A 21,473-nucleotide genomic window follows, 5' to 3' on the forward strand; every position below is an offset into this window, starting at 1 on the left:
CTCAACCACAAATTGTATGGATACAATAAAATGAACAGCGAATGGGTAATCCTCGGTCCGGCCGCGCTCTATATGATGTCGATGACGCTTACCCCTGGGCCAAATAACGTTATGCTTACCGCTTCTGGCGCCAACTTCGGCTTTAAGCGCACATTGCCGCATATGTGGGGAATTTTAGGTGGCTGCTTTTTACTCTTTGCGGGCATAGCGCTGGGCTTGGGCGTGCTGTTTGAACGCTACCCTGCAATTCAAACCGCGTTGCGCTGGGTAGGCAGCGCGTATTTGCTCTATTTGGCTTGGAAAATTGCCAGCGCCCCGCCGCCCAATCTTAAGGCACAGGCTCATAGCGTACCGTTTACGTTTTGGCAGGCTGCGGCGTTTCAGTTCGCCAACCCTAAAGCATGGGTAATGGGACTGGCGCTGATGGCGGGTTTTCTACCCGAAAGCGGCCAACCGGTATTTAATGCATTGTTACTTGCTGGCTTTGCTGAGATGGTGGCGCTGCCCTGTATTGCGCTATGGGCTGGCTTTGGTAGTGCAATTGGGCAGTGGATCAAAACAGATGCCGCGTGGCGGGCGTTCAACATCACCATGGGCGTGTTGACCGCCGCCTGCGTCGTACTGATCTTAGGTTAGCCGCAGCGAAGTTCCTCGATGACATCTTGATCATCAAGATGAATATTCAAACGATCCGGGCGGTGGTCCATGGTGGCGGCCTCACCAGGGCGCAATACGCGCGCTTGACGAGTGCTGCTCTCACTTTGTAACTGCGACCCCATTGCTTCATCGAACGGTTCGCCGATGGCGTATTGGATAGCCTCAAGATCGCAGGCAGCTGCCTGCTCTTGATTAGATCCGTTGGGCGTTACCGTTGGCGGCGGTGGCGCAGCGTCTACGTCGTCGTTGGCTGGAGAAATCGGCATTTGCGAGCTAGCACAGGCCGTTAGCAGCATTGCACAAGCGCCAACAGCAGCGAGCTTAGCCAGAATAATACGGGGTTTCATCCTTGAATCTCCAAAAGTAGATTATGAGGGTAGGCTATAAATCCAACGGGCCAGGCGTTAGCCTAGCCCGTTGGATACCACTTGCTTTAAAACGCAGTCTTACTTATTCAGCTGCATCTTGGACGGCTTTACCGCCCTCTTGCACATCTTGGCCAGCGCCAGAGATGGTATTACAACCCGTTAGCACACCCGCTGTCATCAGCAGCATAAAGCTCATGGCCAATAATTTTTTCATTTTTCCGTTCTCCTTAACGAGTTATTCAACATCGGGAAACTCCGCTGGCAACTTAATTTGCCACTTGGGAGTTTTTTCAGGGTAACAGCGTTTTGGCAATCGCGCTCGTTTTCCCTACGTCACTGCGCGGCTGCTATGCTAACAATCATCTAACCGCTGTGTGGAGCCTATCATTTGATCAATTTCGAGCTAGATGAACGCCTTGCCGCCGACACCTTACCTATCGCCGACCTCCCATTAAGCCGCGTGCTGTTAATGAACGACGCGCGTTATCCCTGGGTGATCCTAGTACCGCGCCACGCTTCTATCAGTGAAGTGTTTGAGCTTTCTGCCAATGACCAGCAGCAGCTTTGGCGCGAGGCCACCCAGCTAGGCGATGCAATGAAAGAAGCGCTGGGTGGGGACAAAGTTAATATTGCCGCGCTCGGCAATGTGGTTAGCCAGCTGCATGTGCACGTTGTTATTCGTCGGCACAGCGATGCAACCTGGCCTGCCCCTGTTTGGGGCAACGGCTCACCTAAACCTTACGATCTGGATGAGCAAGCGCAGTTACGCGACCAACTGCTGGCGCTTATCAATGGACTGGATGTGTAGCCTACCCGTTACCCCGTTAATGGATGGCCTTGCCGCGCAGGTGGCTCGTTGAGAAGTGGCCCACTCGCAGGCTGGGCGATACCCGCAACGCTAAGTGAAATACCCAGTACGACAATCAGCGCTCCACCGGCCAGGGCCACCCAGCCGGTGGCTTTTTGCACGCTGCGCTGGCTGTGCTGCTGTTTAGACAATCGCCGCTGCGCCCAGCCACGGGCTAAAATACTGGCCAGTGCGAGTGCTGACACCGTGAGCCCCGTGCCCAGCGACATCGCCACAACAGACGCCACGCCGACTGCGAACTGGCCGAGCAGGCTAGCCGCCCCCAACATTAACACTGCCCCACTACATGGGCGCATCCCTATGGCACCGACCGTCATTATCGCCGTGCGCCAATCTAACGCCTGCTGCGGCTCAATATGGTGAGCACCGCCGCAACAGTGGCTATGATCATGGCTGTGGCTGTGGCTGTGGCCATGGCTATGTTCATGGTCTTGATGATGCTCGTGGCCTGGGCTGTGCGCATGAGCCCCTCGCTCAGGCTGATAGGCTCGCCGCAGTTGCTTGACGGCTCGCCAGCATAGCCACGCCCCTAGCGCCGCCACCAGCAGAAAGCTGGCCTGCTCCACCCAGGCAACGCTACCCATGGCCTGGCGAGTGATCCAGCCTAGGCCGTAAACCAGCACCACAACCAGCGCAATGGCGGTCACCCCTTGCAGCAAAGAGGCGGCAAACGACAGCCCCAGGGCGCGCTTTATCGCACCACCGTGGGTGGCTAAGTAGGTCGCCAGGACGGCTTTACCGTGCCCCGGACCGGCGGCATGAAAGACGCCATAGGCGAAGCTAACACTCAGCAAGCTCACCCACGTTGCCATACTGGGGGTGCGTGACAGTTCGGTAATCGCCAGCGTTAGCGAGCGGTGCAGATCACGCTGCCAGCCAAGTAGCTGATAGCTAACGCTCTGAAAACCGCCTTGCCAAACAATGATAAGCACTGCTGCGACTAGCAACAGGCCCAGCCTTAACCCTAAGTGACGTGTAAAGGGCCTTGTTAAGGGCATCTTAACGCTCCAACGCAAAAAATGTTACAAGATAACATAGCTATAAAGCAGCACGCCACTGCCTGTTTTCGAACAGCGCCTAGCGACAATCAACTTGGCCGGTTTCGGCAAAATAGCGCCCCAGGCCTGGCTCACCACTCTCATCCTTGTCGAGCAGCGCCGCTTGCATCACCAGTTCAGGATCCGGGTCCGCGGGGAGAATAGCCAACTCACAGGCAGGCTCGCCGTGCAGTATCAACGCATCATCCCGAGGCTGACCGCCCTCCTCCTCGTGCACCACTTCGATGTAGTAGGTGGGATCAAACACCTGGTAGCTAAGCAGGGCGTCTGTCAGCGGCTGCGGCGTTTCCAGCGGCAGGATAAACATAAAGGTCAGCCGCCCATCGCGCTCCATGGCGGTATACTCGCTTACCTCGCCCAATGCCTGGCGTTCACCGTTAATACGCACTTCAGTTAAGTAGTGCTGCGCGGCAAGGTTATCGCGAATCTCTTTGCCTAGCTGGTCGAGCCCCTGTTCGAGGCTGGCACCCTCTACCTGTTGGAGCTCTTCAAAAACCACCAGGCTATAAAAAGGATCCATACGCCAGGTTTGATGCAGGCCACTCACCACGCCCTGATCATCGGTGATGACCCGCACACTCAGATCGATCCAACCGTGAGGGTGGGCATGGGCATCGGGGCTGACCAGAACACTACTCATGCCAAAGCAAACGGCGACTACGCTACCTGCCCACTTCATGGCGCGACACCCAGTTTATGCTGCAAGGCGACCAGCCAAGGGTCGAGCAAATAGGGCGGCAGCGGCTGGTTGCCCCTCAACGCCGATACCCGCACACGGCTGCCACTGCCCTCTTCGCTCACCTGCAACTGCAGCCGATACTCCGGCCAGCGAGCAAGCGATGCCTCAGCCCGCCCCAGCGATAGATCCGCATGGCGAACCACATAGCCCTGCTCCACCATCAACTCGACGGCTTCGCGGAAGGTTTCTTCTGATGAAGTGCTATAAGCCAACTCACGGGGCTCCAAGGGCGTGGTCGTTGCACAGCCGACCAATCCACCCAATAGCCCAACTAACAACCAGTGGCGAAGCGTCATAACGGCCTCCCGGTGGCGGGGACGGTTTGCGTAAAGCGGGTTTGAAAACGCTGACAGAAATCGTCGTTGCTGGCACTGTAGGATTCGCGCAGATCACCCCAGTGATCAAAGCGGCGGATATCGCGGGATATGCGTATATGCGTATCGTCGACCAGTAGTGACACACGCTCAACCTCTAACGGCTGCTGGCCTACACCACCGCCAAAACTGCTCCCTATACCGAACCCGACACCGGAACCTCGTCCGATACCCAAGCCACCAAAGACCCGCATTCCGCGCCCATAGCCGTAGGCATCATCGTAAGGATCATAATAGCCGTGTAGCGCACGTTCCCGACTGGCGCTAATCAAACCCAAGGCGGTATCAGTAGAGTTCAGGATAAAGCCCCATTCGGTGAGCACCTCAACACTGGTTTCTAACGCCCGCTCATGATTGGCGGGAAAATAGCACGCAGCCGCAGGCGCTGGCTCCGCTTGCGGCAGGCGATCAGGAATCACTTGGCAGCCAGCCAGTGCTAGCAGACAGGTTAAGCTTATGGGTATCGACTTCATGTTAGATCCTCTAACGGACGAGGCCGCTGGTTTAGCTCGCCGAAGCTAGTCATGCTTAAATGAAATGACATTGTAGTGAAGACACTGTTTTGTGGAGAACGTGCTGATGAATGTTTTACTTTGCCCCGACAGCTTTAAAGATGCGCTGAGCGCCCAAGACGCCGCCGCGGCCATGGCGCGGGGCGTCAAGCGCGCCCTGCCAAGTGCCCAAGTGCAGGCCTGCCCGTTGGCTGACGGTGGCGAAGGAAGCCTAGATGCACTGATCGCCGCAACAGGTGCTGAGCGCCGCCAGCTGGATGTTCAGGATGCCCTGGGGCGCCCAAGAAAAGCCACCTGGGGCTGGCTTAGCGCCCAGCGTACCGCGTTTATTGAGCTGGCAGAAGCCAGCGGTTTACAGCACCTTACCGGCGATGAGCGCAACGCGCTGCATACCTCTACTTTCGGCGTGGGTGAACTGCTACTGGCAGCGTTGGATCAAGGCGCTGAAAAAGCGCTGCTACTACTCGGAGGCAGCGCTACCAATGACGGCGGTGCCGGTATGCTGCAGGCCTTGGGCACTCGCTTTTTGGATCAAAACGACGAACCATTACCTCCTGGCGGTGCGGCGCTTAGCCAACTGACCCGTTTAACACTGGATGGGCTAGACCCGCGGCTGGCTAGCCTCACCCTTGAGGCGGCCGTGGATGTTGATAACCCGTTGTTGGGGGTACGCGGTGCCAGCGCAGTATTTGGTCCTCAGAAAGGCGCCTCACCTGAGGAAGTCGAACAGCTAGACCGCGCGCTGGGCCACTTTGCTGACATTAGCGCTCAGATACTCGGCGAGGACTACCGGACGCTACCGGGCGCCGGGGCGGCAGGCGGCATAGGGTTTGCAGCCAAGGCCTTTTTAAACGCCACGTTAAAACCCGGTATCGAAATGATTATGCAACAGGCTGACATGGCAACGCTTTTGGCTAACGCGGATCTAGTGATTACCGGTGAAGGCCGCCTGGATGGCCAGAGCCTGGCGGGTAAAACGCCTATCGGCGTTTCCCGTGCCGCCAAGCGCCTTAACAAACCCGTTATCGTGCTGGCGGGCAGCCTCGGCGATGGCTGGCAAGCCTGTTTTGATGAAGGCGTCACGGCCGCCTTCGCGTTAGCCGATGGCCCCACGACGTTAGCTGATGCACTACCACGCACCGCCGAGCTACTCGAAGCGCACTGTGAAAATCTGCTGCGGCTGTGGGTGCATAAACTTTGAAATGCATAAACTTTGAAAAGCGTGCAGGCCTTGAAAAGAGCTCTCAGCGCCAGCATTTAAACTGTAGTAAAAGGGTAACGGCAGGCATCTAATGTCGTAGCGCTATGGCGGCGATGCAAAAAACCTGCTTTGCACTGAACCAAAGACGCCCTATTCTGAACAGATATTCTCAAGATTTGTGCTGAAAACGCATTAACCGCCGCACGTTGCGGCATAAAGAGGGAGCAGGATATGACTGACACTAATAGCATTGGCCTACACGAAGGTAGCGCTAGTCAACTCGCCGAAAAGCTCAACCACCTGCTAGCCAACTACCAAATTTTCTACATGAACGTGCGTGGCTACCACTGGAATGTACGCGGTAGCGACTTTTTCGAGCTGCACGCCAAGTTTGAAGAGTTCTACACCGACCTGTTAGCCAAAGTGGACGAAGTGGCCGAGCGTATCCTAACCCTGGGGCACAAACCGGTACACGCTTACAGCGACTACGTCACGCTATCGCGCATTCAGGAAGATAAAGACGTTCACGACGGCATCACCTGCGTTAAAGGCGTGCTGAAAGGCTATCAAACGATCATTGAGCTACAGCGCGAACTACTGGCGCTCGCCTCTGACGCTGATGATGAAGGCACCGCGGCACAAGCCGGTGACTACATCCGCGAGCAGGAAAAAACCGTTTGGATGCTTAATGCCTACTTGAGCAAGTAAGTGTTAAGCAGATAAAGGCGTTCGCTTAGCGTAAAAACGGCACCACTTGTTGGGTGCCGTTTTTTATGCGCGGCCATTCAAACGAGGAGGACTAGCGCTGATCGGCAAGATCCTTGATCAACGCCCGCAGCATCGCCCAAAACTCTTCAACCGATGCAAGCTCCACCCGCTCATCCGGGGAGTGAGCACCGCGAATTAGCGGGCCAAACGAGATCATGTCCAGGTGCGGATACTTGCTGCCCAGAATACCGCACTCCAGCCCGGCATGAACCACCTTCACCTCTGGCTCACGGCCCAACAGTGCCGCGTGGCGCGCTTTAAAGGTCGCCAATAACTCGCCATTGGGATTGGGCGCCCAACCTGGGTAGCTGTTTTCCACTTTTACCCGCGCGCCAATCAAGCCAAACAGCGCTTGAAAGCGATCCGCCATAGCGACCACGGCACTGTCGTGCAGCGAGCGAACCAATGCGCAGAGGTGCAGCCGCCCATTTTCCAGGCTTAATACGCCTAGATTATTGGACGTTTCCACCACGCCCGGCACATCGGCACTCATCCGTTCGACCCCACAAGGGGCCGCGTGAAGCGCGGCCAACAGCATGACACTGGCATCCAGCGTTAGCGGTTCTGCTTCGGGCACCTCAGTCAGTTGTTGGGCGTTGATTTTAAGGCCGCTATCGCCACTGCCCAGCTCTCTTAAAAGAATGGTTTCCAGCCCGGCGATGGCCACCAGCGCGGCGTCTACTTCATCGGCAGGTAGCGCCACCTGAGCAAAGGCTTCACGGGGGATTGCATTACGCAACGTGCCGCCGTGGTAGCTGATCAAGCGCGCATCAAAGGCTTCTAACGTCCTTAACACTCTAACCAGTAGCCGGTTGGCATTGCCCAGCGGCTTGTGGATATCGACACCCGAGTGACCGCCTTTCAGGCCAGTCAAGGCAATCTCAATGACCTGTTCGTGATCGCCAGCAGCGGCGCTCGGCAGTTGGGCATCAACTTCTACATCAGCCCCGCCCGCGCAGCCAATATAGACTTGCCCACGGTCTTCACTGTCCAGATTGAGCAGCAACGAGCCTTCCAGCCAATTCTCAGCCAGGTTCAGCGCGCCACCCATGGAGGTCTCTTCTTCCAGGGTAAACAGCGCTTCCAGCGGCCCATGGCGCAGCTCTGGGTCTTCCAACACGGCGAGAATAGCCGCCACACCCAAACCATTATCAGCGCCTAAGGTGGTGCCTTCGGCGTGCAGCCAGCCGTCGGCAACATAGGTGCTGATCGGGTCGCGAGTAAAATCGTGCGCATGATCGCTATTGGCCTGGGCTACCATGTCCAGGTGGCCCTGAAGCACCACGCCTGGGGCTTGTTCACAGCCCGCGGAAGCCGGTTTACGCAGCCGTAAATTGCCAAAAGCATCGCGGTCGTGCGTCAAGCCTTGGGCATCGGCCCACGCTTCGAGGATGGCGACGAGCGCCGCTTCATGCCCAGAGGGGCGTGGCGTATTACAAAGGGTTCGAAAGTGGCGCCAAACCAAGGAAGGCGCCAGCGCTTCAAGATGTGCGTTCATTAAAGACTCTTCGTTATCGGCAATCGGCCTACTTTACCTCAATGAGGTTATTCACGGCGAGGCGCAGGGCCTTCAACGCGTCATTGTGGGCCGTCGCCAGGGGTATATTTTGAAACGCCCACGCCGCAACTTGTCGATGTGACTGCTGTTGCGCTTCCGTTAAGGGGCAGTGGCTGGCTTGCCGGGCCAAGGCTTGCAAGGCCGGGCGAGCAAGAACAGGATCACGATGGGCGGTCGCCACATCTTCAATATCCTGCCAGTCGCGCGCACTAAGCGAAACCCTCGGCATCTGACCGAGCAACAGTACGACGACCGAGGCAGGCAACGCCTTCACTTCAAACGCCAACAGGCCCGCTAATGCCGCCTGAAAGCGCTCATTCAGGTCGGCAAGCACCACTTCACCCTGTGTGTTTAACGCTTTCGCCACCATCACAGCAAACTCACCGGTGGAGGCCTCACGGGTAATACCTAAACGTACTGGCGTAAACCCCAGTGCCAACCAAAACCGTAACAGCGACGCCTCCGCACCAAAGGTGGCGCCATAAAGCGCGATACCCTGCTGCTTGGCGGCGGCCATATCATCATGCAGCAGCGCTTCCCCCAAGCCTTCGCGGCGCCGCTCTGGGTGCGTCGCGATCCTCACCACCCGCCGCCAGCGGGCGGTCAACGCCTCACGGCTGCCGGCGTGAGTGGCCAGCGACTGCGCCAACAAATGCCCCTGAGGCCGACGTTCACCGCGGGCGACTTGATGGGCAAGGGTGGCCTCAAAACCGCCCTCTTCCCGTGTCACCAGCACCGCCTGAGGCTCACTCGCCTGCTCGATCACGCGCAATGCCGTGCCGGGGCCGTCAAGCAATTGGCGCAGGTCGTTAGGGGAAGTACGGTAGTGCGACTGCACCAGCAGTCCAAACAGCTTTTCCAGTGCCGCGTCTTGCTCGGCAAGCCAGGCACGATCAACCACTTTTGTTATCACGGCCCTGTCATTCGGTTGAGCAGTAGGCAGCACTGCTTTTAACAGCAGCAGTTGATTGACCAGCGCTTCCAGCGGGTCGCCACCATGCCAGCGAATGGGCGACTCAAGCGCCAGCGCTTTCCAATGGGGCGTCAGCCGGTCAAGTGTGTCGCGAAAGCGCAGCGCGAATCCACGCCCGGAGCCCTCATAACCATGCACCGTCGTGGCAAAGGCAATGCGCGGAAAAGCCACCAGCCATTGCCCCAAAAGCGCAGCGGGAATTGCCGCCGCCTCATCCACCAATAAATAACTGCCATCGCCGCCCTGCGCCTGCGCATTGACCTGTTCGGTCAAGTCATCCGGGGATAAAAAAATCAGCTCGCGGCCCTCGGCCAGCACAAAGTGATCCTGGGCGACCCGACGACCTGCCGGACAAAGCGCAGACAGCCGTTCAAAAACGCTCTCCACCGCACTTAGGTGCGGCGCGGTCAGCACCACGCGCTGGGCTTTGTCCATTAACAGCCGGGCGCAAGCGATACCCAAGGCGGCGCTTTTGCCGCGCCCACGGTCGGCGGTTATTACCAGCGGGCGACGCCGCTTTAGGCCCACCAATCGCTTTACGGCGACTGCTTGATCTGAGGTTAGGCAGTCGCTATCACCACCGCTGGGATCGCCTGCTTCACGCGAAGCTAATTGAGACAATTGAGGCAACTGCAACGCCTGACCTGCACGCCAGCGCACTACCTGAGTTGACTCTTGCAGTTGACGCGCCAAGCGCGCCAGGTAATGGCAGCTCAGTTGCGACCAATGCCAGGGGTGATCAGCAAAACGCGCGTAGTCCGGATCAGGTGCTTCACCCCACGGCTGCGGTGTGAGCAATATCAGTAAACCACCCGCCGTGATCGTTCCCGCCAGCGCCCCTAACGCTTCAGGATCAAAGCCTGTGCTGTGTGTATCGATCACGACCAGTTGATGCTCAGCCCCCAGGCGTGCCCGTGCCTTGCGCGGTGAGAGAATAGGCGCGGAAAACAGCAGTGCAGTGTTCTCATTGGCCACCCACAAAGGCGCCTGCCAGGAGAAGGCTTGCCATACGTCCTGGGCGATTGAGCGACACTGCTCTGCCTCACCGCTTAACCATACCAACTGGCGCCAGCCGCGGCGATTGAGACGCTGCGCGTGATGAACTAACGCTGCCACCCTTCGCGGTGGGTGTTGGCTTTCTGACAGCTGATTATTTAGCAAATAATTGCCTACTCCGGCGCGCCTGTTTCCCATCACGTTACCCTATAAAGTGTTCCGCTGAGCCTCTTATGGCGTGCCTTCTGCTTACAACTTTGGTTGAATAATTTAACTACTTTCAACGTTTCTGCACTACATTAACACCTCATTTCGACATTAAAAAAACTATAACTCTCTGTTTTATTTAAATATATAGAATTTACTTAAAAAACGATGGAAGAGCTTTCTTACATTACTGATATTGCGCTGCAGCGGGGTTGGTGTGCTAGTTTAGCTCTGTAGCGCTTAAATTCCCTTGTTTACGTAAACGTAACCCTGTAGCGCTGCACTTTCCTGACTCCAGGTATCCAACACTAACAACGTCACACGCCAAACCAGGAAACACACCATGAAAAAAACGACCAAATTTTCCCTCACCGGCCTTGCCGCTGGTATTGCTTTCACAGCCTTCACGACCACCGCTCAAGCACAAGAAGAATGGACGATGACCTCTACCTGGCCAGAGAATCTTGATCTTATCAAGATCGACCAGCACTGGGTGGAGCTGGTCAATAAGCTGGCGGGCGAAGAACTACAAATTAATTTCCGCGCGGGCGGCACGCTAATGCCCGGCACTGAAGTCTTTGACGCCACAGAAACGGGCAGCATCGAAGCCGCAGGCGACTGGCCGGGCTACTGGGCCGGCTTGAACCCCGCCTTTTCACCGCTAGCCACCACAACGAGCCTGTTTAATGGTGTTGACTACCTCAACTGGATTCAACAGTGGGGCGGCCGCGAGCTGTACGAAGAGATCTATGGCCAGTTCAACATGGTCTATCTCCCCTACGGCATTACCAACAATGAATCGGGCTTTATGGGCCGCACCCCTATTGAGAGCATTGCCGATTTAGAAGGCAAACGTCTGCGCCTTTCGGGCCGTGACCAGGGCCGCGTGCTTGAAGAGCTGGGCGGCTCCCAGGTCACGCTAGCGGGCGGTGAAGTCTACCAAGCCATAGAGCGCGGTGTTATCGACGCGGGTGAGTTTTCGACCCCTGGCGTTGATTTTAACGCCGGTTTTGCCGAAGTGGCTGACTACTGGGCCACGCCGGGCTGGCATCAATCGGCCAGTGTCTTTGGGGTAATGATCAATAAAGATGCTTGGGATGCGCTCTCAGAAGAGACTCAAGAAACCCTACGTATCGCGGCGGACGCCACCATGGCATGGTCGCTAGCCTGGTCTGAACGCCAGTCTACCGAAGCTACGCAGAAGTTTATTGACGCAGGGGTCACGATCAACCAATTCTCTGAAGAGGACTTGGCGCGCATTCAGGAAGTTACCAACGAGGTGATTCTGCGCGGTGCTTGCGAAGATACTGACCACGCCAAGGTCTACCAGTCTATGATTGCCTACCTTGAGCACTACGCGACGTGGCGTGATGTTTCCGCACCTTACAACATGAGCCGCGTGATGGATAATCTGCCCTCACTGGAAGAGATCGAAGCCTGCCTGTAAGGCGCTTCTGTGCCGCCTCGGTTTTACCGGGGCGGTTTTTTTGTGCTGACCGCGGAGATCTTCCATGAATGCGATTGCCAAGGCGATCGATGCTATCAATGAAGCTTTTGGGCGCGTCATCGCGCCATTGATTGCCATCATTACCCTGATTGTTCTATACGACATTGCGTCACGCTTTCTGTTTGGGCGCCCTAGCGACTGGGCGTTTGACGTTACCAAGATGCTGTTTGGCGCCCATTTTATGCTGATGGCGGCTTACGGACTCCGCCACCATGCCCACGTGGAAGTCGACGTATTGAAACGGCTGCTATCACGTAGGAAGCAAGCCGTGCTTGAAGTGCTCGGTTACCTAATTTTCTTTGTCCCCTTTATCTGGATGCTGATCACCCTGGGCTGGAGCTTCTTTGAACGCGCGTGGAGCCGCGGTGAAACCACTTATGGCATGGTCTCAATCCCGGTCTACCCGATTAAAGGGGTGATTGTGGTCGCCGCCATCCTGATTCTGCTGCAGGCAATTGCTATTGTGCTGCGTGCCATCATGCAGCTTCGCGAGGAGACATCAGCATGAACCTAAGTCCTGAAATGCTCACGCTGGTGATGTTTGGTGGCCTGATGGTGGGCCTGTTTATGGGCCATCCGCTGGCATTTGTGCTGGGTGGTGTCGCGGTTATCGGCGCTTTTCTCGGCCCTGGCGAGCGTATCCTCGGCACCCTGATTAATAATATTTTCGGTAACGCCATGGACAACTATGTGCTGGTGGCGATACCGCTGTTCATTTTGATGGCGAGGTTCCTGAACGACTCCGGCGTCACCGAGAAGATGTTTGATGCCATGCGGCTGTTGCTGGCTAACCTGCGCGGTGGCCTAGCCCTTACCGTGGTTATCGTGTCGGTGCTGCTGGCCGCCACCACTGGTATTGTCGGTGCCTCGATTGCCGTCATGGGCATGATCGCCCTGGTGCCGATGCTCAAGTATGGCTACAACAAAGAACTGAGCGCGGGCGTCATTATGGCCAGCGGTTGTCTGGGCATTTTGATACCGCCCAGCATCATGTTAATTCTGATGGCCAGCTACTCACCGGTTTCCGTGGGCGCACTGTTTGCTGGCGCACTGATTCCGGGCCTGCTGCTCGGCGTTATGTACGCCCTTTACGTGTTGATCATCTGCTATATCAAACCCAGCTACGGCCCCAAGGTACCGGTAGAAGAACGGGCCGAAGTCAGCACCAAACAACTGCTGATCATGCTGGCCAAGTATGTGGTTCCCCCCATGTCGTTGATTCTGGGTGTGCTGGGTGCGCTGTTTACCGGTATCGCTACGGCGACCGAGGCCTCGGCCATCGGCGTGTTTATCGCGTTCATTCTGTTTTTGATTTTTGGTGATCGCAAAATAAGCACCTGCTTCTGGACGATGATAGAAGCGGGTAAGACCACCACCATGGTCATGCTGGTATTAGTCGGCGCCACTGCCTTTACCGGCGTGTTCTCCCGCGGCGGCGGCATGACCGTGATCAGCGAGTTAGTGCTGGCAATGCCTGGTGGCACGGTGGGCGCGCTGATCCTAATGCTGTTCCTGGTGTTCGTGCTGGGTATGTTCCTGGATTGGACCGGCATCGTGCTGCTGAGCTTTCCGATCATGCTGCCCATCGTCGAAACCATGGGCGTCGATATGCTCTGGTTCGTCGTGATGGTGGCGGTAGTGCTACAAACCTCGTTCCTGACCCCGCCCTTTGGCTATGCGCTGTTCTACTTAAAAGGCGTGGCACCGCCAGGGGTAGAAATCGTCGATCTGTATAAAGCAGTAGTGCCTTTCGTCGCCTTGATTCTGCTGGCGTGTACGTTGATGGCGTTCTTCCCATGGCTGATCACCGGTCTGCCAAGCATGATGCTGGATTACTAGGCCTTTCCCAAAGCTTATCGTCCAACCATTATGGCCCGCTCCGGCGGGCTTTTTTTTGTATTAACGAAGAGTCTGCAAAGCTGCAGTAGAACAGCGCCAATGCTACTATTCACGCCCGTCACTATTTCGCATTCAGTGCGCTGCGCCACTTTCCGGCTTTCCTCGACTGTTTTCCGTCAATCCAAGGAGTGTTCGCTTGTTCAGATCCAGCTATCGCGGGCTATCCGCCGCCACCTCTGCGCTTGGCCGTCGTGCCAGCCCCTGGTCGATAGCCTTGATCGCGGTGGCGTTCGTGGTTGCTCTGCCAGTGCTGGTGGTGTTTGCCCATATCGCGATGCCCACCGATGGCGTATGGCAGCATTTGGCTAGCACGGTCCTGGGTCGCTACTTGAATAATACGTTCTGGCTGGTGGTGATCGTGGGCCTCGGCACGTTGGTCATCGGCACCGGCACCGCCTGGCTGGTGGTGATGTGTCGCTTCCCCGGTAAACGGATATTCGAGTGGGGGCTGCTGCTTCCACTGGCGGTGCCTACCTATGTCATCGCCTACGCCTATACCGACTTCCTCCAATTCGCTGGCCCGTTACAGAGTCTGCTACGCGAGACGTTTGGCTGGGAGTATGGCGACTACTACTTTCCCAATGTGCGCTCGCTGGGCGGCGCGGCAACGGTGATTACCCTGGTGCTTTACCCTTACGTCTACCTGCTGGCTCGCGCCTCATTCCTGGAGCAGTCGGTGTGTGTGCTGGATGTGGGCCGCACGCTTGGGCGCGGCCCTTGGCGGCTGTTCGCCAGCGTCGCCGTACCGCTGGCTCGTCCGGCGCTGGTGGGCGGGGTATCACTGGTATTGATGGAGACGCTAAACGAGTTCGGCGCTGTGCAGTTCTTTGGTGTCGATACCTTTACTACCGGCATTTACCGCACCTGGTTCGGCATGGGCGAACAAGTCGCGGCGGCGCAGTTGGCAGCGTGCCTGCTTACCTTCGTGATTGTTTTAGTGCTGCTGGAGCGCTGGTCGCGGGGCAAGCGCCGCTATTTCCATACCACCAACCGCTATCAGCAACTGCCTGAATACGCGCTGCACGGCTGGCGTGCCACCGCAGCGATGCTGGCCTGCCTTTTCCCCGTGCTGGTGGGTTTTCTACTCCCCAGCGGCATCCTGCTTAATTTAGCGCTGCAGGGGGGCGATTCGCTGTGGGGCTCGCGCTTTATCGGCTATGCCTGGAACAGCCTGGGATTGGCAACCGTCGCGGCGCTAATCGCCGTGGGCCTGGCGGTAGTGCTGAGCTATGGCGTGCGCATGCACGACACGACGTTTGCGCGGGTGGCTGCCAGGGTCGCTTCCATGGGCTACGCGATTCCCGGCTCGGTCGTCGCAGTGGGTATTCTAATTCCGTTTACCTGGCTGGATAACGCACTGAATACCTGGCTGAATAATCATTATGGCTACATTATCGGCCTGGTGTTCAGTGGCTCGGCGTTTATTCTGCTGTACGCCTATGTGGTGCGCTTTTTGGCTGTCTCGTTCAATGCGGTAGAAGCCAGCTTAGGCAAGGTGACGCCCAGTATGGATGCCGCCTCGCGCACCCTGGGCCAAACCGCAGGCGGCACGCTACGCCATATTCATACGCCGATGATGCGTAGCAGTTTGTTAGCGGCGGGGATTTTAGTCTTCGTTGATGTGATGAAGGAGCTACCGGCGACGATTATTCTGCGCCCCTTCAACTTCGACACGCTGGCGGTGCGGGCGCACAACTTGGCCTCTGACGAGCGGCTGGCCGAGGCCTCGACGTCATCACTGGCAATTGTAGTCGTTGGCATTCTGCCGGTGATTCTGCTCAGCATGGCCATGCGCCGCTCGCGTCCCGGCGCTAAGTCGTGAGGAAATCCTAGGACGAGAGCGGAAAAACAAACACCTGGGAAAGGTCGAGATGGATATCCACCGGCTGCCCCTCCGCGGGTAGAAACACCCCCGGTACGCGCGCGTGTAGGTGAGCCTCAAGGCCGTTTTCGCTATGGGCACACAGGTGTAGCAGGCTGGTGCGTCCGAGTAGCTTCGCCATTACCACATGGCTATGGCGATGGGCATCAGCAGGCAGATCTCGCTCAACAATACGCAGCGCCTCGGGGCGTATCATGATTTGCGCGTCGCTACCCTCCGCTAATCCGGGGGCAGGCACCCGCCCAACAGGCGTGCTCACAGCGCCATTATGCACTTTGCCCTTTAGCTCATTGACGTCGCCGAAAAAGGTCACCACAAAGGGGTCTTGCGGCGCGCAGTAAAGCTCTCGCGGCGTTCCCGTCTGCACAATTCGCCCATCGCGCATGAGCGCGATGCGATCGGCCATAAACATGGCTTCTTCAGGGTCATGGGTCACCAGTAGGGTCGCCGCCCCGACCTTTTTCAATACGTGCAGCGTATCGTCGCGGATACGGTCGCGCAGGCGCGCATCCAGGCTTGAGAAGGGTTCATCCAACAGCATCAGACGCGGTGACGGCGCCAACGCCCGTGCCAGAGCTACCCGCTGCTGTTGTCCGCCCGAGAGCATGTGGGGGTAGACATCGACATAATCAGCCATGCCCAGTTGTTCGAGCAGCTGTTTGGCCCGCTCGCGGCGCTGACCGGAGGCCAAGTGCTTGAGCCCAAAGGTGACATTTTCCAGCACGGTGAGATGGGGGAACAGCGCCGAGTCTTGAAACGCTAGCCCTACATTGCGCTTTTCCGGCGGCAGGTGGCGCTGGCCCGGCGCAGCAATCGTAATATCGTCCAGCGCTACGCTGCCCTCTTGCAGTACTTCCAGCCCCGCTGCAATGCGCAGCAGCGTGGTCTTGCCGCACCCGGAGGGGCCCAGCAGGCAAACCACTTCACCCGGTGCAACGCTTAAATCCACCCCTTTGACAACCGCATGGCCGTCATAGGCATGGCACACATTGTGAAGGGACAACGCCGTTGTACTGGGCGCCAACGGGGCGACCTTGAGGGTTGCTGTCATATATCACCACTGTTAATTAACACGGTTCAGGTACGCAAACCGCGACTGTCAAAACCTAAACGCGGATTCAATACGTTTGAAAGTTGTTTGCATTCTATTTTTTATTCACTGGTTATGCACGTAACACCTTTTACGTAGACGCTAAGCCTTGACGTCAGGCAGTCAAAACGCTTCAATAAAGATGTTAATAATGCAACTTATTATCATTCAATAAATAAGGATGTGCTCGATGAAAACTGTACGCTTTGTTGCTCCAATGGCAGCGATGATGGTGGGCGCTACGTTTGCTGGTCAGGTCGCTGCAGATGAACTCAACCTCTACTCTGCTCGCCACTATGACTCTGACGAACGCCTCTACGATGCGTTCACCGAAGAGACCGGCATCGAAGTCAACATCCTTGAAGGCGACTCCGACCAGTTGATCGAGCGCATTCAGCGCGAAGGCGTGGCAAGCCCCGCAGACGTGATGCTTACCGTCGATGCAGGCCGTCTGTGGCGCGCGGAAGACGAAGGCATCTTCCAAAGCGTTGAATCGGATGTCCTCAACGAGCGGCTACCTGAATCCATGCGCCACCCTGACGGCCTGTGGTTTGGTTTTAGTCAGCGCGCCCGGGCGATTTACTATAACCGTGAAAACTTCGACCCGAGCCAGATCACTAGCTACGAAGATCTTGCCGACCCGCAGTTCGAAGGCAAAGTATGCATCCGCTCTTCCAACAATATTTATAACCAGTCGCTGCTGGCCTCAATGATTGAGCACCACGGCGAAGAGGGTGCCGAAGAGTGGGCCCAGGGCGTTGTGAATAACATGGCGCGGGATCCGGAAGGTGGCGATACCGACCAGATTCTCGGCGTTGCCAGCGGCGAGTGCGATATTGCCGTGGCCAACCACTACTACTATGTTCGCCTGCTGAAATCTGACGACGATGCCGAGCGTGAAGCGGCGCGTAAAGTGGGTATTATTTTCCCCAACCAGGATGACCGCGGCACCCACGTTAATGTTGGCGGCGCCGGTGTCGTAGAAGGTGCGCCTAACCGCGAAAACGCGGTGCGCTTCCTTGAGTACCTGGCTTCCGACACCGCCCAGGAAATCTTTGCCTCTGGCAACAACGAGTTCCCGGTGGTTGAAGGCATCAAGAAAGACCCAGTCCTGGAATCCTGGGGCAACTTCAAAACAGATGACGTCAACATCAGCGTACTAGGTGAGAACAACCCTGAAGCGATCCGCATTTTTGATCGCGTCGGCTGGCGTTAAGTGATTTAACGCGTACTAAAAACCCCCGCAGCGTAGCTGCGGGGGTTTTGCGTTATAGCGCGTCTAAACAGGCGAGCACGGGGGACTGCAGGGGGCGGCCATCTTCCTGGATATAGAGGCTACGAACCCGGCTTGCTGGCAGCTCTAAGGGCACGTGGCTGACAATAACCACGATCCCATCCCTTGTACGGCGCGCAAGGCTAGCAACCACTTGCTGCCGTGTCATGGCATCCAGCCCGGCTAATGGCTCGTCAAGCAGTAGAATCGGCCGTCGCGCCAGCAGCACACGCCCCAGGGCGATACGCCGCGCCTGCCCGCCGGAAACGGCAGCACCATACTCACCCAAAGGCGTCTCCAGGCCCTGGGGCAAGTCGCGTGCCCACGCGCCCAGCGCCAGATCGTCGAGAATGCTCCATAGCTCGCTATCGCTGGCATCGCGGTCACCGAGGCGTAGGTTTTCCGCCAGGCTCATATCAAACAAGTCCCACTGCTGGGGCAGGTAGCCAACGATACGGTGAAACGACCACTGCTCAATAGAGTGGCCGTTAAGGCAACACTCCCCGCTAAGCGGCACCAGCTCGCCGGCCAACACCTGCAACAGGGTCGATTTCCCGCAACCTGAGGGGCCATGCACACAAAGTATTTCACCGCTCTGCAACGCCAGACTAATACGCTGCGGCCCCACCAGTGCACCGGGCAGGCTGGCGGTTAATTGGTTGACGTTGAGATGCCAAGCAGGCGGTGTGGTGTCAGCGAACTCAATGCCAGCTTGCCCCCTTGGCGCTACCTCCACCAGGGCATTGAGACGATCCCGTGCGGCAAGGCTCGCCCCCAAGGCTAGAAAACTGTTGGCCAGCGGCGCCAAAATCTCCCCTAATGCCAGGATCGCCAATACCGCGGCTAACAGCATCGGCACCGTCAAATGGCTAGTCGCCAATAGCCCTTCTGCCTGCCATAGCACGCCCACAATGGCGCCTCCCAACGCTACCTGCTGCAACGCGATGGTCAGGCTAGCCAGCAACTGCTGCCGCTCCTGGTGGGCCAGATAGTCGGCATCGTGATTTTTCACGCGTTGCGCCATATCCGCCCAACGCCCCCACAACACCAACGAGGTAATCGCTGCCAAAGGCTCAATCAGTGCCACCCGACGATGCTCGGCAAACTCAGCCCTCTGGCGGGCCTGACCCATACCGCGCCATAACGCCAGTAACGGCAGCCCCAGCCAGGCTAACATTAACCCCGGCGCGGCGGCCCAAAGTAGGGTTTCACTCAACCAGTAAAGGCCAGCCATAACGACCATCACCATTAGCCCGGCCCAGCCCCAGGGCAGCAGTGCTCGCAAGACTACCTGATCAAGCTGGTCGATATCACTGACCAGCCGATGCATGGTACTGGCCGTGCCGTAGTGCGATGAACGGGAAGCCGGCTGTAAAGGCGTTTGTCCCAATGCCATAAAAAGCCGACAACGCAGGTCTTTTAGCAACCCCAGGGCGGCATCGTGGGAGGCTAGGCGCTCACCATAGCGCCCGGCCGTGCGAACGATGGCACACAGACGAATCAAAGCCGCGGGACGAAAATAGTCGAAGCCGAAGGCGCTCGCTGTCACCGTTCCGGCCACCGCCGCGGCGGTAATAAACCAACCTGAAATGGCCAGCAAGCCGATAACGGCCAGCAGCGTGGCGGCGCCCAGCAAGAACGCCAGCGACCAACCGCCGCGCCGAAGCAACAGCAAATCACGCAGCCGGATAGTGGGAGGTTGTTCCGCGGAGGAGGTCTTGTTTAGCCGCAGCATGCCATGGCCTCTCTTGATGTCAGCTCTATTGTACGGTCGACCCATTCCAACCCCGCCGACTCGTGACTGACGATAATCACGCTACGCCCGAGGCTAAGCTTTCCAATCAATGCATTGAGTTGCCAGGCGGCATCCGGATCGAGATGGGCCGTGGGCTCATCGAATAGCCATAGCGCGGCATCCCGAAGCAGTAACTGCGCCAACCCCAGCCGTTGTAGCTGGCCACCGGAAAGCCCCTGCCCGCGCTCACCCAACTGCGTGGCAAGCCCATTACCACGAACCAGAATTGGCCAAAGTCCGACCTGGGTGAGCACTTCAATAAGCTCTGCATCAGATTTGTCTGGGGCCGCCAAACGCAGATTCTCCGCAATGCTGCCAGACTGTATCGGCGGTTGCTGACTAAGGTAGCCAAGCTGGCGTTGCCAGGCGTCGCGAGGCCATTGGGAAAGTTCACAACCCTTCGCCTTGAGGCTGCCCTGGTAGGCGGTAAACCCCAGCAGCGCTTGTAAAAGACTCGACTTGCCCGCACCACTCTCGCCCTGCACCAACAGCCGTTCGCCCGCGGCCAGCGTCAGATTAAGCGGCGCCAGCCGAAGCCGCCCGCCCTCACCGCTAACGCTTAACTCGCGGCATTCAACAGCAAGAGACTCACCGCTTACCGCTGTTGGAGAGAGCGGCAACCCTTGGGGCTGCCAAGTATCCGCTTCCAGCAGCGGCGACAACGCCTGCATGGCGCCCAGCGCTTCGGCACGGGCATGATAATCGCTGCCCAATTGGCGTAGCGGCGCATAGAACTCGGGCGCCAGCAGCAAAATAAACAGCGCTCCCTGATACGGCACCGGAACGTCTGCTTTCGCCCAGGGCAATAGGCCAAGCAAGCCCAAGCCAAGATAGAGCGCCACCAGGGCAATCGCCAGCGCGGCAAAAAACTCCAGCACCGCGCTAGATAGAAAGGCCAGTCTAAGCACCCGCATGGTACGCCCACGGTAGGCGTCACTTGCCTGGGCGACCTTGGCCTCCGCCTGGTCGGTCGCCCCCATGCGCTGCAGCGTCGCCATCCCTCGAACCAGGTCGAGAAAGCGGCCACCCATACGCGCCAGCGCCGTGAACTGCTGCTGACTGGCACCCGCAGCGGCACGGCCCACAAGGATCATAAACAGCGGCACCAAGGGTGCGGTCATCAGCATTAATCCCGCGGCCAACGGGCTATGCAACGCCACCACCGCCGCGATCAGGCAGGGAACGACAACGGCCAGCAGACTCTGTACCCGATAGCGACTAATGTAGCCGTCCAGGGCGTCCACCTGCTCCAGCACCTGAGTGGCCAAGGCACCATCGCTGCCAAATTGGCGCCTCACCGGCCCAAGACGGCCAAGTTGCGTTAATAACTGGCTGCGTAAGGCGACACGGGCATGCCGACTGGCTTGGCGAGATACCCCTTCACGGCCGGCGTGGAGCAAAGGGCGGAGCACCATGCACACTGCCAGCCCTGCTAACCATGCCGACGGGTGGCCCAGCGACTCCCGGCCCTGCCAGAGCAGTAACCAGTGATGGAACAGTGCCGCCAGCAGCCAACTCTGGGTAATCAGCAGTACCACGCCGATCAGCGCAAGCAGTGTGGCGCCCCGCAACCACCAGCGTTGCGGGGCCAGGCAGCGGTTCAGCCGCTGCCCCGGGTCAATAACGTCAGTCGCTCCGCTCATGCTCGGCTTCGCCTTCATAACCATTCACTTCAAGCCGCATGGCGATAAGAACAGTGACGACAGCTGCCAGCGTGACACCCAAAATCCAGGCGAAATACCACATAG

The 21,473-nt window shown here is 57.7% G+C and carries 21 protein-coding genes; 9 read left to right on the forward strand and 12 right to left on the reverse strand.

From position 1 onward, the window contains the following. Positions 1 to 30 precede the first annotated feature (30 nt). Positions 31 to 636, forward strand: a complete 606-nt coding sequence (locus tag ACXUPB_RS17035) for a LysE family translocator (protein WP_179916542.1) — start codon at positions 31 to 33, stop codon at positions 634 to 636. Here ACXUPB_RS17035 and ACXUPB_RS17040 read toward each other — a convergent pair. Both ACXUPB_RS17040 and ACXUPB_RS17045 read right to left on the reverse strand, forming a co-directional pair. Continuing rightward, positions 633 to 1,004 (reverse strand): I78 family peptidase inhibitor, encoded by a 372-nt coding sequence (locus ACXUPB_RS17040; RefSeq protein ID WP_035562007.1) that lies wholly within the window; start codon positions 1,002 to 1,004, stop codon positions 633 to 635. The genes ACXUPB_RS17035 and ACXUPB_RS17040 overlap by 4 nt on opposite strands. Positions 1,005 to 1,107: 103 nt before the next feature. Next, a complete protein-coding gene (locus ACXUPB_RS17045) occupies positions 1,108 to 1,239 on the reverse strand; it encodes an entericidin A/B family lipoprotein (protein ID WP_027958626.1) in 132 nt (43 codons plus the stop codon). Positions 1,240 to 1,413: 174 nt separating this feature from the next. Here ACXUPB_RS17045 and ACXUPB_RS17050 point away from each other — a divergent pair, with 174 nt between their 5' ends. Then, on the forward strand, positions 1,414 to 1,833 hold the full coding sequence (locus ACXUPB_RS17050; protein ID WP_035562004.1) for an HIT domain-containing protein: 420 nt from the start codon (positions 1,414 to 1,416) through the stop codon (positions 1,831 to 1,833). An 8-nt stretch (positions 1,834 to 1,841) separates the two neighbouring features. Here the strand turns inward: ACXUPB_RS17050 and ACXUPB_RS17055 are convergent, their stop codons facing one another. From ACXUPB_RS17055 to ACXUPB_RS17070, 4 genes are all read right to left on the reverse strand, one after another. After that, entirely contained in the window at positions 1,842 to 2,891 is a 1,050-nt protein-coding gene (locus ACXUPB_RS17055) for a nickel/cobalt transporter (RefSeq protein ID WP_179916541.1), read from the reverse strand. 79 nt (positions 2,892 to 2,970) lie between these two features. Then, complete coding sequence (locus tag ACXUPB_RS17060; RefSeq protein WP_179916540.1) at positions 2,971 to 3,630, reverse strand: DUF1007 family protein; 660 nt, start codon at positions 3,628 to 3,630, stop codon at positions 2,971 to 2,973. Next, a complete protein-coding gene (locus tag ACXUPB_RS17065; protein ID WP_179916539.1) occupies positions 3,627 to 3,986 on the reverse strand; it encodes a hypothetical protein in 360 nt (119 codons plus the stop codon). Before ACXUPB_RS17065 ends, ACXUPB_RS17060 begins: the two co-directional genes overlap by 4 nt. Beyond that, positions 3,983 to 4,537 (reverse strand): hypothetical protein, encoded by a 555-nt coding sequence (locus ACXUPB_RS17070; RefSeq protein WP_179916538.1) that lies wholly within the window; start codon positions 4,535 to 4,537, stop codon positions 3,983 to 3,985. Before ACXUPB_RS17070 ends, ACXUPB_RS17065 begins: the two co-directional genes overlap by 4 nt. A gap of 106 nt (positions 4,538 to 4,643) precedes the next feature. Here ACXUPB_RS17070 and ACXUPB_RS17075 point away from each other — a divergent pair, with 106 nt between their 5' ends. Together ACXUPB_RS17075 and ACXUPB_RS17080 are read left to right on the forward strand one after the other, a co-directional pair. After that, positions 4,644 to 5,777, forward strand: a complete 1,134-nt coding sequence (locus ACXUPB_RS17075) for a glycerate kinase (RefSeq protein WP_179916537.1) — start codon at positions 4,644 to 4,646, stop codon at positions 5,775 to 5,777. A gap of 231 nt (positions 5,778 to 6,008) precedes the next feature. After that, entirely contained in the window at positions 6,009 to 6,485 is a 477-nt protein-coding gene (locus tag ACXUPB_RS17080) for a Dps family protein (RefSeq protein WP_035561994.1), read from the forward strand. Positions 6,486 to 6,576: 91 nt separating this feature from the next. Here the strand turns inward: ACXUPB_RS17080 and ACXUPB_RS17085 are convergent, their stop codons facing one another. Beyond that, entirely contained in the window at positions 6,577 to 8,043 is a 1,467-nt protein-coding gene (locus ACXUPB_RS17085; protein ID WP_179916536.1) for an aminoacyl-histidine dipeptidase, read from the reverse strand. A 28-nt stretch (positions 8,044 to 8,071) separates the two neighbouring features. Beyond that, complete coding sequence (locus tag ACXUPB_RS17090) at positions 8,072 to 10,270, reverse strand: tRNA(Met) cytidine acetyltransferase TmcA (protein WP_472953592.1); 2,199 nt, start codon at positions 10,268 to 10,270, stop codon at positions 8,072 to 8,074. 352 nt (positions 10,271 to 10,622) lie between these two features. Here ACXUPB_RS17090 and dctP point away from each other — a divergent pair, with 352 nt between their 5' ends. From dctP to ACXUPB_RS17110, 4 genes are all read left to right on the forward strand, one after another. Then, complete coding sequence (dctP, locus tag ACXUPB_RS17095; protein ID WP_179916534.1) at positions 10,623 to 11,726, forward strand: TRAP transporter substrate-binding protein DctP; 1,104 nt, start codon at positions 10,623 to 10,625, stop codon at positions 11,724 to 11,726. 64 nt (positions 11,727 to 11,790) lie between these two features. Then, positions 11,791 to 12,294, forward strand: a complete 504-nt coding sequence (locus ACXUPB_RS17100) for a TRAP transporter small permease subunit (protein ID WP_008957595.1) — start codon at positions 11,791 to 11,793, stop codon at positions 12,292 to 12,294. Continuing rightward, on the forward strand, positions 12,291 to 13,625 hold the full coding sequence (locus ACXUPB_RS17105; RefSeq protein ID WP_035561976.1) for a TRAP transporter large permease: 1,335 nt from the start codon (positions 12,291 to 12,293) through the stop codon (positions 13,623 to 13,625). Before ACXUPB_RS17100 ends, ACXUPB_RS17105 begins: the two co-directional genes overlap by 4 nt. 196 nt (positions 13,626 to 13,821) lie before the next feature. After that, positions 13,822 to 15,507, forward strand: a complete 1,686-nt coding sequence (locus ACXUPB_RS17110; RefSeq protein WP_035561973.1) for an ABC transporter permease — start codon at positions 13,822 to 13,824, stop codon at positions 15,505 to 15,507. Positions 15,508 to 15,514: 7 nt separating this feature from the next. On the opposite strand, the gene ACXUPB_RS17115 is transcribed toward ACXUPB_RS17110, so the two are convergent. Beyond that, a complete protein-coding gene (locus ACXUPB_RS17115; RefSeq protein ID WP_339934212.1) occupies positions 15,515 to 16,618 on the reverse strand; it encodes an ABC transporter ATP-binding protein in 1,104 nt (367 codons plus the stop codon). Positions 16,619 to 16,847: 229 nt separating this feature from the next. On the opposite strand from ACXUPB_RS17115, the gene ACXUPB_RS17120 reads away from it, so the two are divergent. Next, positions 16,848 to 17,873, forward strand: a complete 1,026-nt coding sequence (locus ACXUPB_RS17120; protein WP_179916531.1) for a Fe(3+) ABC transporter substrate-binding protein — start codon at positions 16,848 to 16,850, stop codon at positions 17,871 to 17,873. A gap of 52 nt (positions 17,874 to 17,925) precedes the next feature. Here the strand turns inward: ACXUPB_RS17120 and cydC are convergent, their stop codons facing one another. The 3 genes from cydC to cydX are packed head-to-tail and all read right to left on the reverse strand — an operon-like array spanning position 17,926 to position 21,471. After that, positions 17,926 to 19,665 (reverse strand): thiol reductant ABC exporter subunit CydC, encoded by a 1,740-nt coding sequence (cydC, locus tag ACXUPB_RS17125; protein ID WP_472953597.1) that lies wholly within the window; start codon positions 19,663 to 19,665, stop codon positions 17,926 to 17,928. After that, positions 19,653 to 21,368: a thiol reductant ABC exporter subunit CydD gene (cydD, locus tag ACXUPB_RS17130; protein ID WP_472953599.1), complete on the reverse strand. Its 1,716-nt coding sequence runs from the start codon at positions 21,366 to 21,368 to the stop codon at positions 19,653 to 19,655. The genes cydC and cydD overlap by 13 nt, the downstream gene beginning before the upstream one ends. Beyond that, positions 21,352 to 21,471 carry a cytochrome bd-I oxidase subunit CydX gene (cydX, locus tag ACXUPB_RS17135; RefSeq protein ID WP_035561958.1) on the reverse strand — a complete coding sequence of 40 codons (120 nt, stop codon included), beginning with the start codon at positions 21,469 to 21,471 and terminating at the stop codon, positions 21,352 to 21,354. The genes cydD and cydX overlap by 17 nt, the downstream gene beginning before the upstream one ends. Positions 21,472 to 21,473 lie beyond the last annotated feature (2 nt).

Source organism: Vreelandella sp. DA03-1M (genome assembly GCF_055725665.1).

Coding starts and splice junctions, on each gene's coding strand:
- ACXUPB_RS17035 (WP_179916542.1), top strand. CDS start 31: ATGAACAGCGAATGGGTAATCCTCGGTCCGGCCGCGCTCTATATGATG.
- ACXUPB_RS17040 (WP_035562007.1), bottom strand. CDS start 1,004: ATGAAACCCCGTATTATTCTGGCTAAGCTCGCTGCTGTTGGCGCTTGT.
- ACXUPB_RS17045 (WP_027958626.1), bottom strand. CDS start 1,239: ATGAAAAAATTATTGGCCATGAGCTTTATGCTGCTGATGACAGCGGGT.
- ACXUPB_RS17055 (WP_179916541.1), bottom strand. CDS start 2,891: ATGCCCTTAACAAGGCCCTTTACACGTCACTTAGGGTTAAGGCTGGGC.
- ACXUPB_RS17060 (WP_179916540.1), bottom strand. CDS start 3,630: ATGAAGTGGGCAGGTAGCGTAGTCGCCGTTTGCTTTGGCATGAGTAGT.
- ACXUPB_RS17065 (WP_179916539.1), bottom strand. CDS start 3,986: ATGACGCTTCGCCACTGGTTGTTAGTTGGGCTATTGGGTGGATTGGTC.
- ACXUPB_RS17070 (WP_179916538.1), bottom strand. CDS start 4,537: ATGAAGTCGATACCCATAAGCTTAACCTGTCTGCTAGCACTGGCTGGC.
- ACXUPB_RS17075 (WP_179916537.1), top strand. CDS start 4,644: ATGAATGTTTTACTTTGCCCCGACAGCTTTAAAGATGCGCTGAGCGCC.
- ACXUPB_RS17080 (WP_035561994.1), top strand. CDS start 6,009: ATGACTGACACTAATAGCATTGGCCTACACGAAGGTAGCGCTAGTCAA.
- ACXUPB_RS17085 (WP_179916536.1), bottom strand. CDS start 8,043: ATGAACGCACATCTTGAAGCGCTGGCGCCTTCCTTGGTTTGGCGCCAC.
- ACXUPB_RS17090 (WP_472953592.1), bottom strand. CDS start 10,270: ATGGGAAACAGGCGCGCCGGAGTAGGCAATTATTTGCTAAATAATCAG.
- dctP (WP_179916534.1), top strand. CDS start 10,623: ATGAAAAAAACGACCAAATTTTCCCTCACCGGCCTTGCCGCTGGTATT.
- ACXUPB_RS17100 (WP_008957595.1), top strand. CDS start 11,791: ATGAATGCGATTGCCAAGGCGATCGATGCTATCAATGAAGCTTTTGGG.
- ACXUPB_RS17105 (WP_035561976.1), top strand. CDS start 12,291: ATGAACCTAAGTCCTGAAATGCTCACGCTGGTGATGTTTGGTGGCCTG.
- ACXUPB_RS17115 (WP_339934212.1), bottom strand. CDS start 16,618: ATGACAGCAACCCTCAAGGTCGCCCCGTTGGCGCCCAGTACAACGGCG.
- ACXUPB_RS17120 (WP_179916531.1), top strand. CDS start 16,848: ATGAAAACTGTACGCTTTGTTGCTCCAATGGCAGCGATGATGGTGGGC.
- cydC (WP_472953597.1), bottom strand. CDS start 19,665: ATGCTGCGGCTAAACAAGACCTCCTCCGCGGAACAACCTCCCACTATC.
- cydD (WP_472953599.1), bottom strand. CDS start 21,368: ATGAGCGGAGCGACTGACGTTATTGACCCGGGGCAGCGGCTGAACCGC.
- cydX (WP_035561958.1), bottom strand. CDS start 21,471: ATGTGGTATTTCGCCTGGATTTTGGGTGTCACGCTGGCAGCTGTCGTC.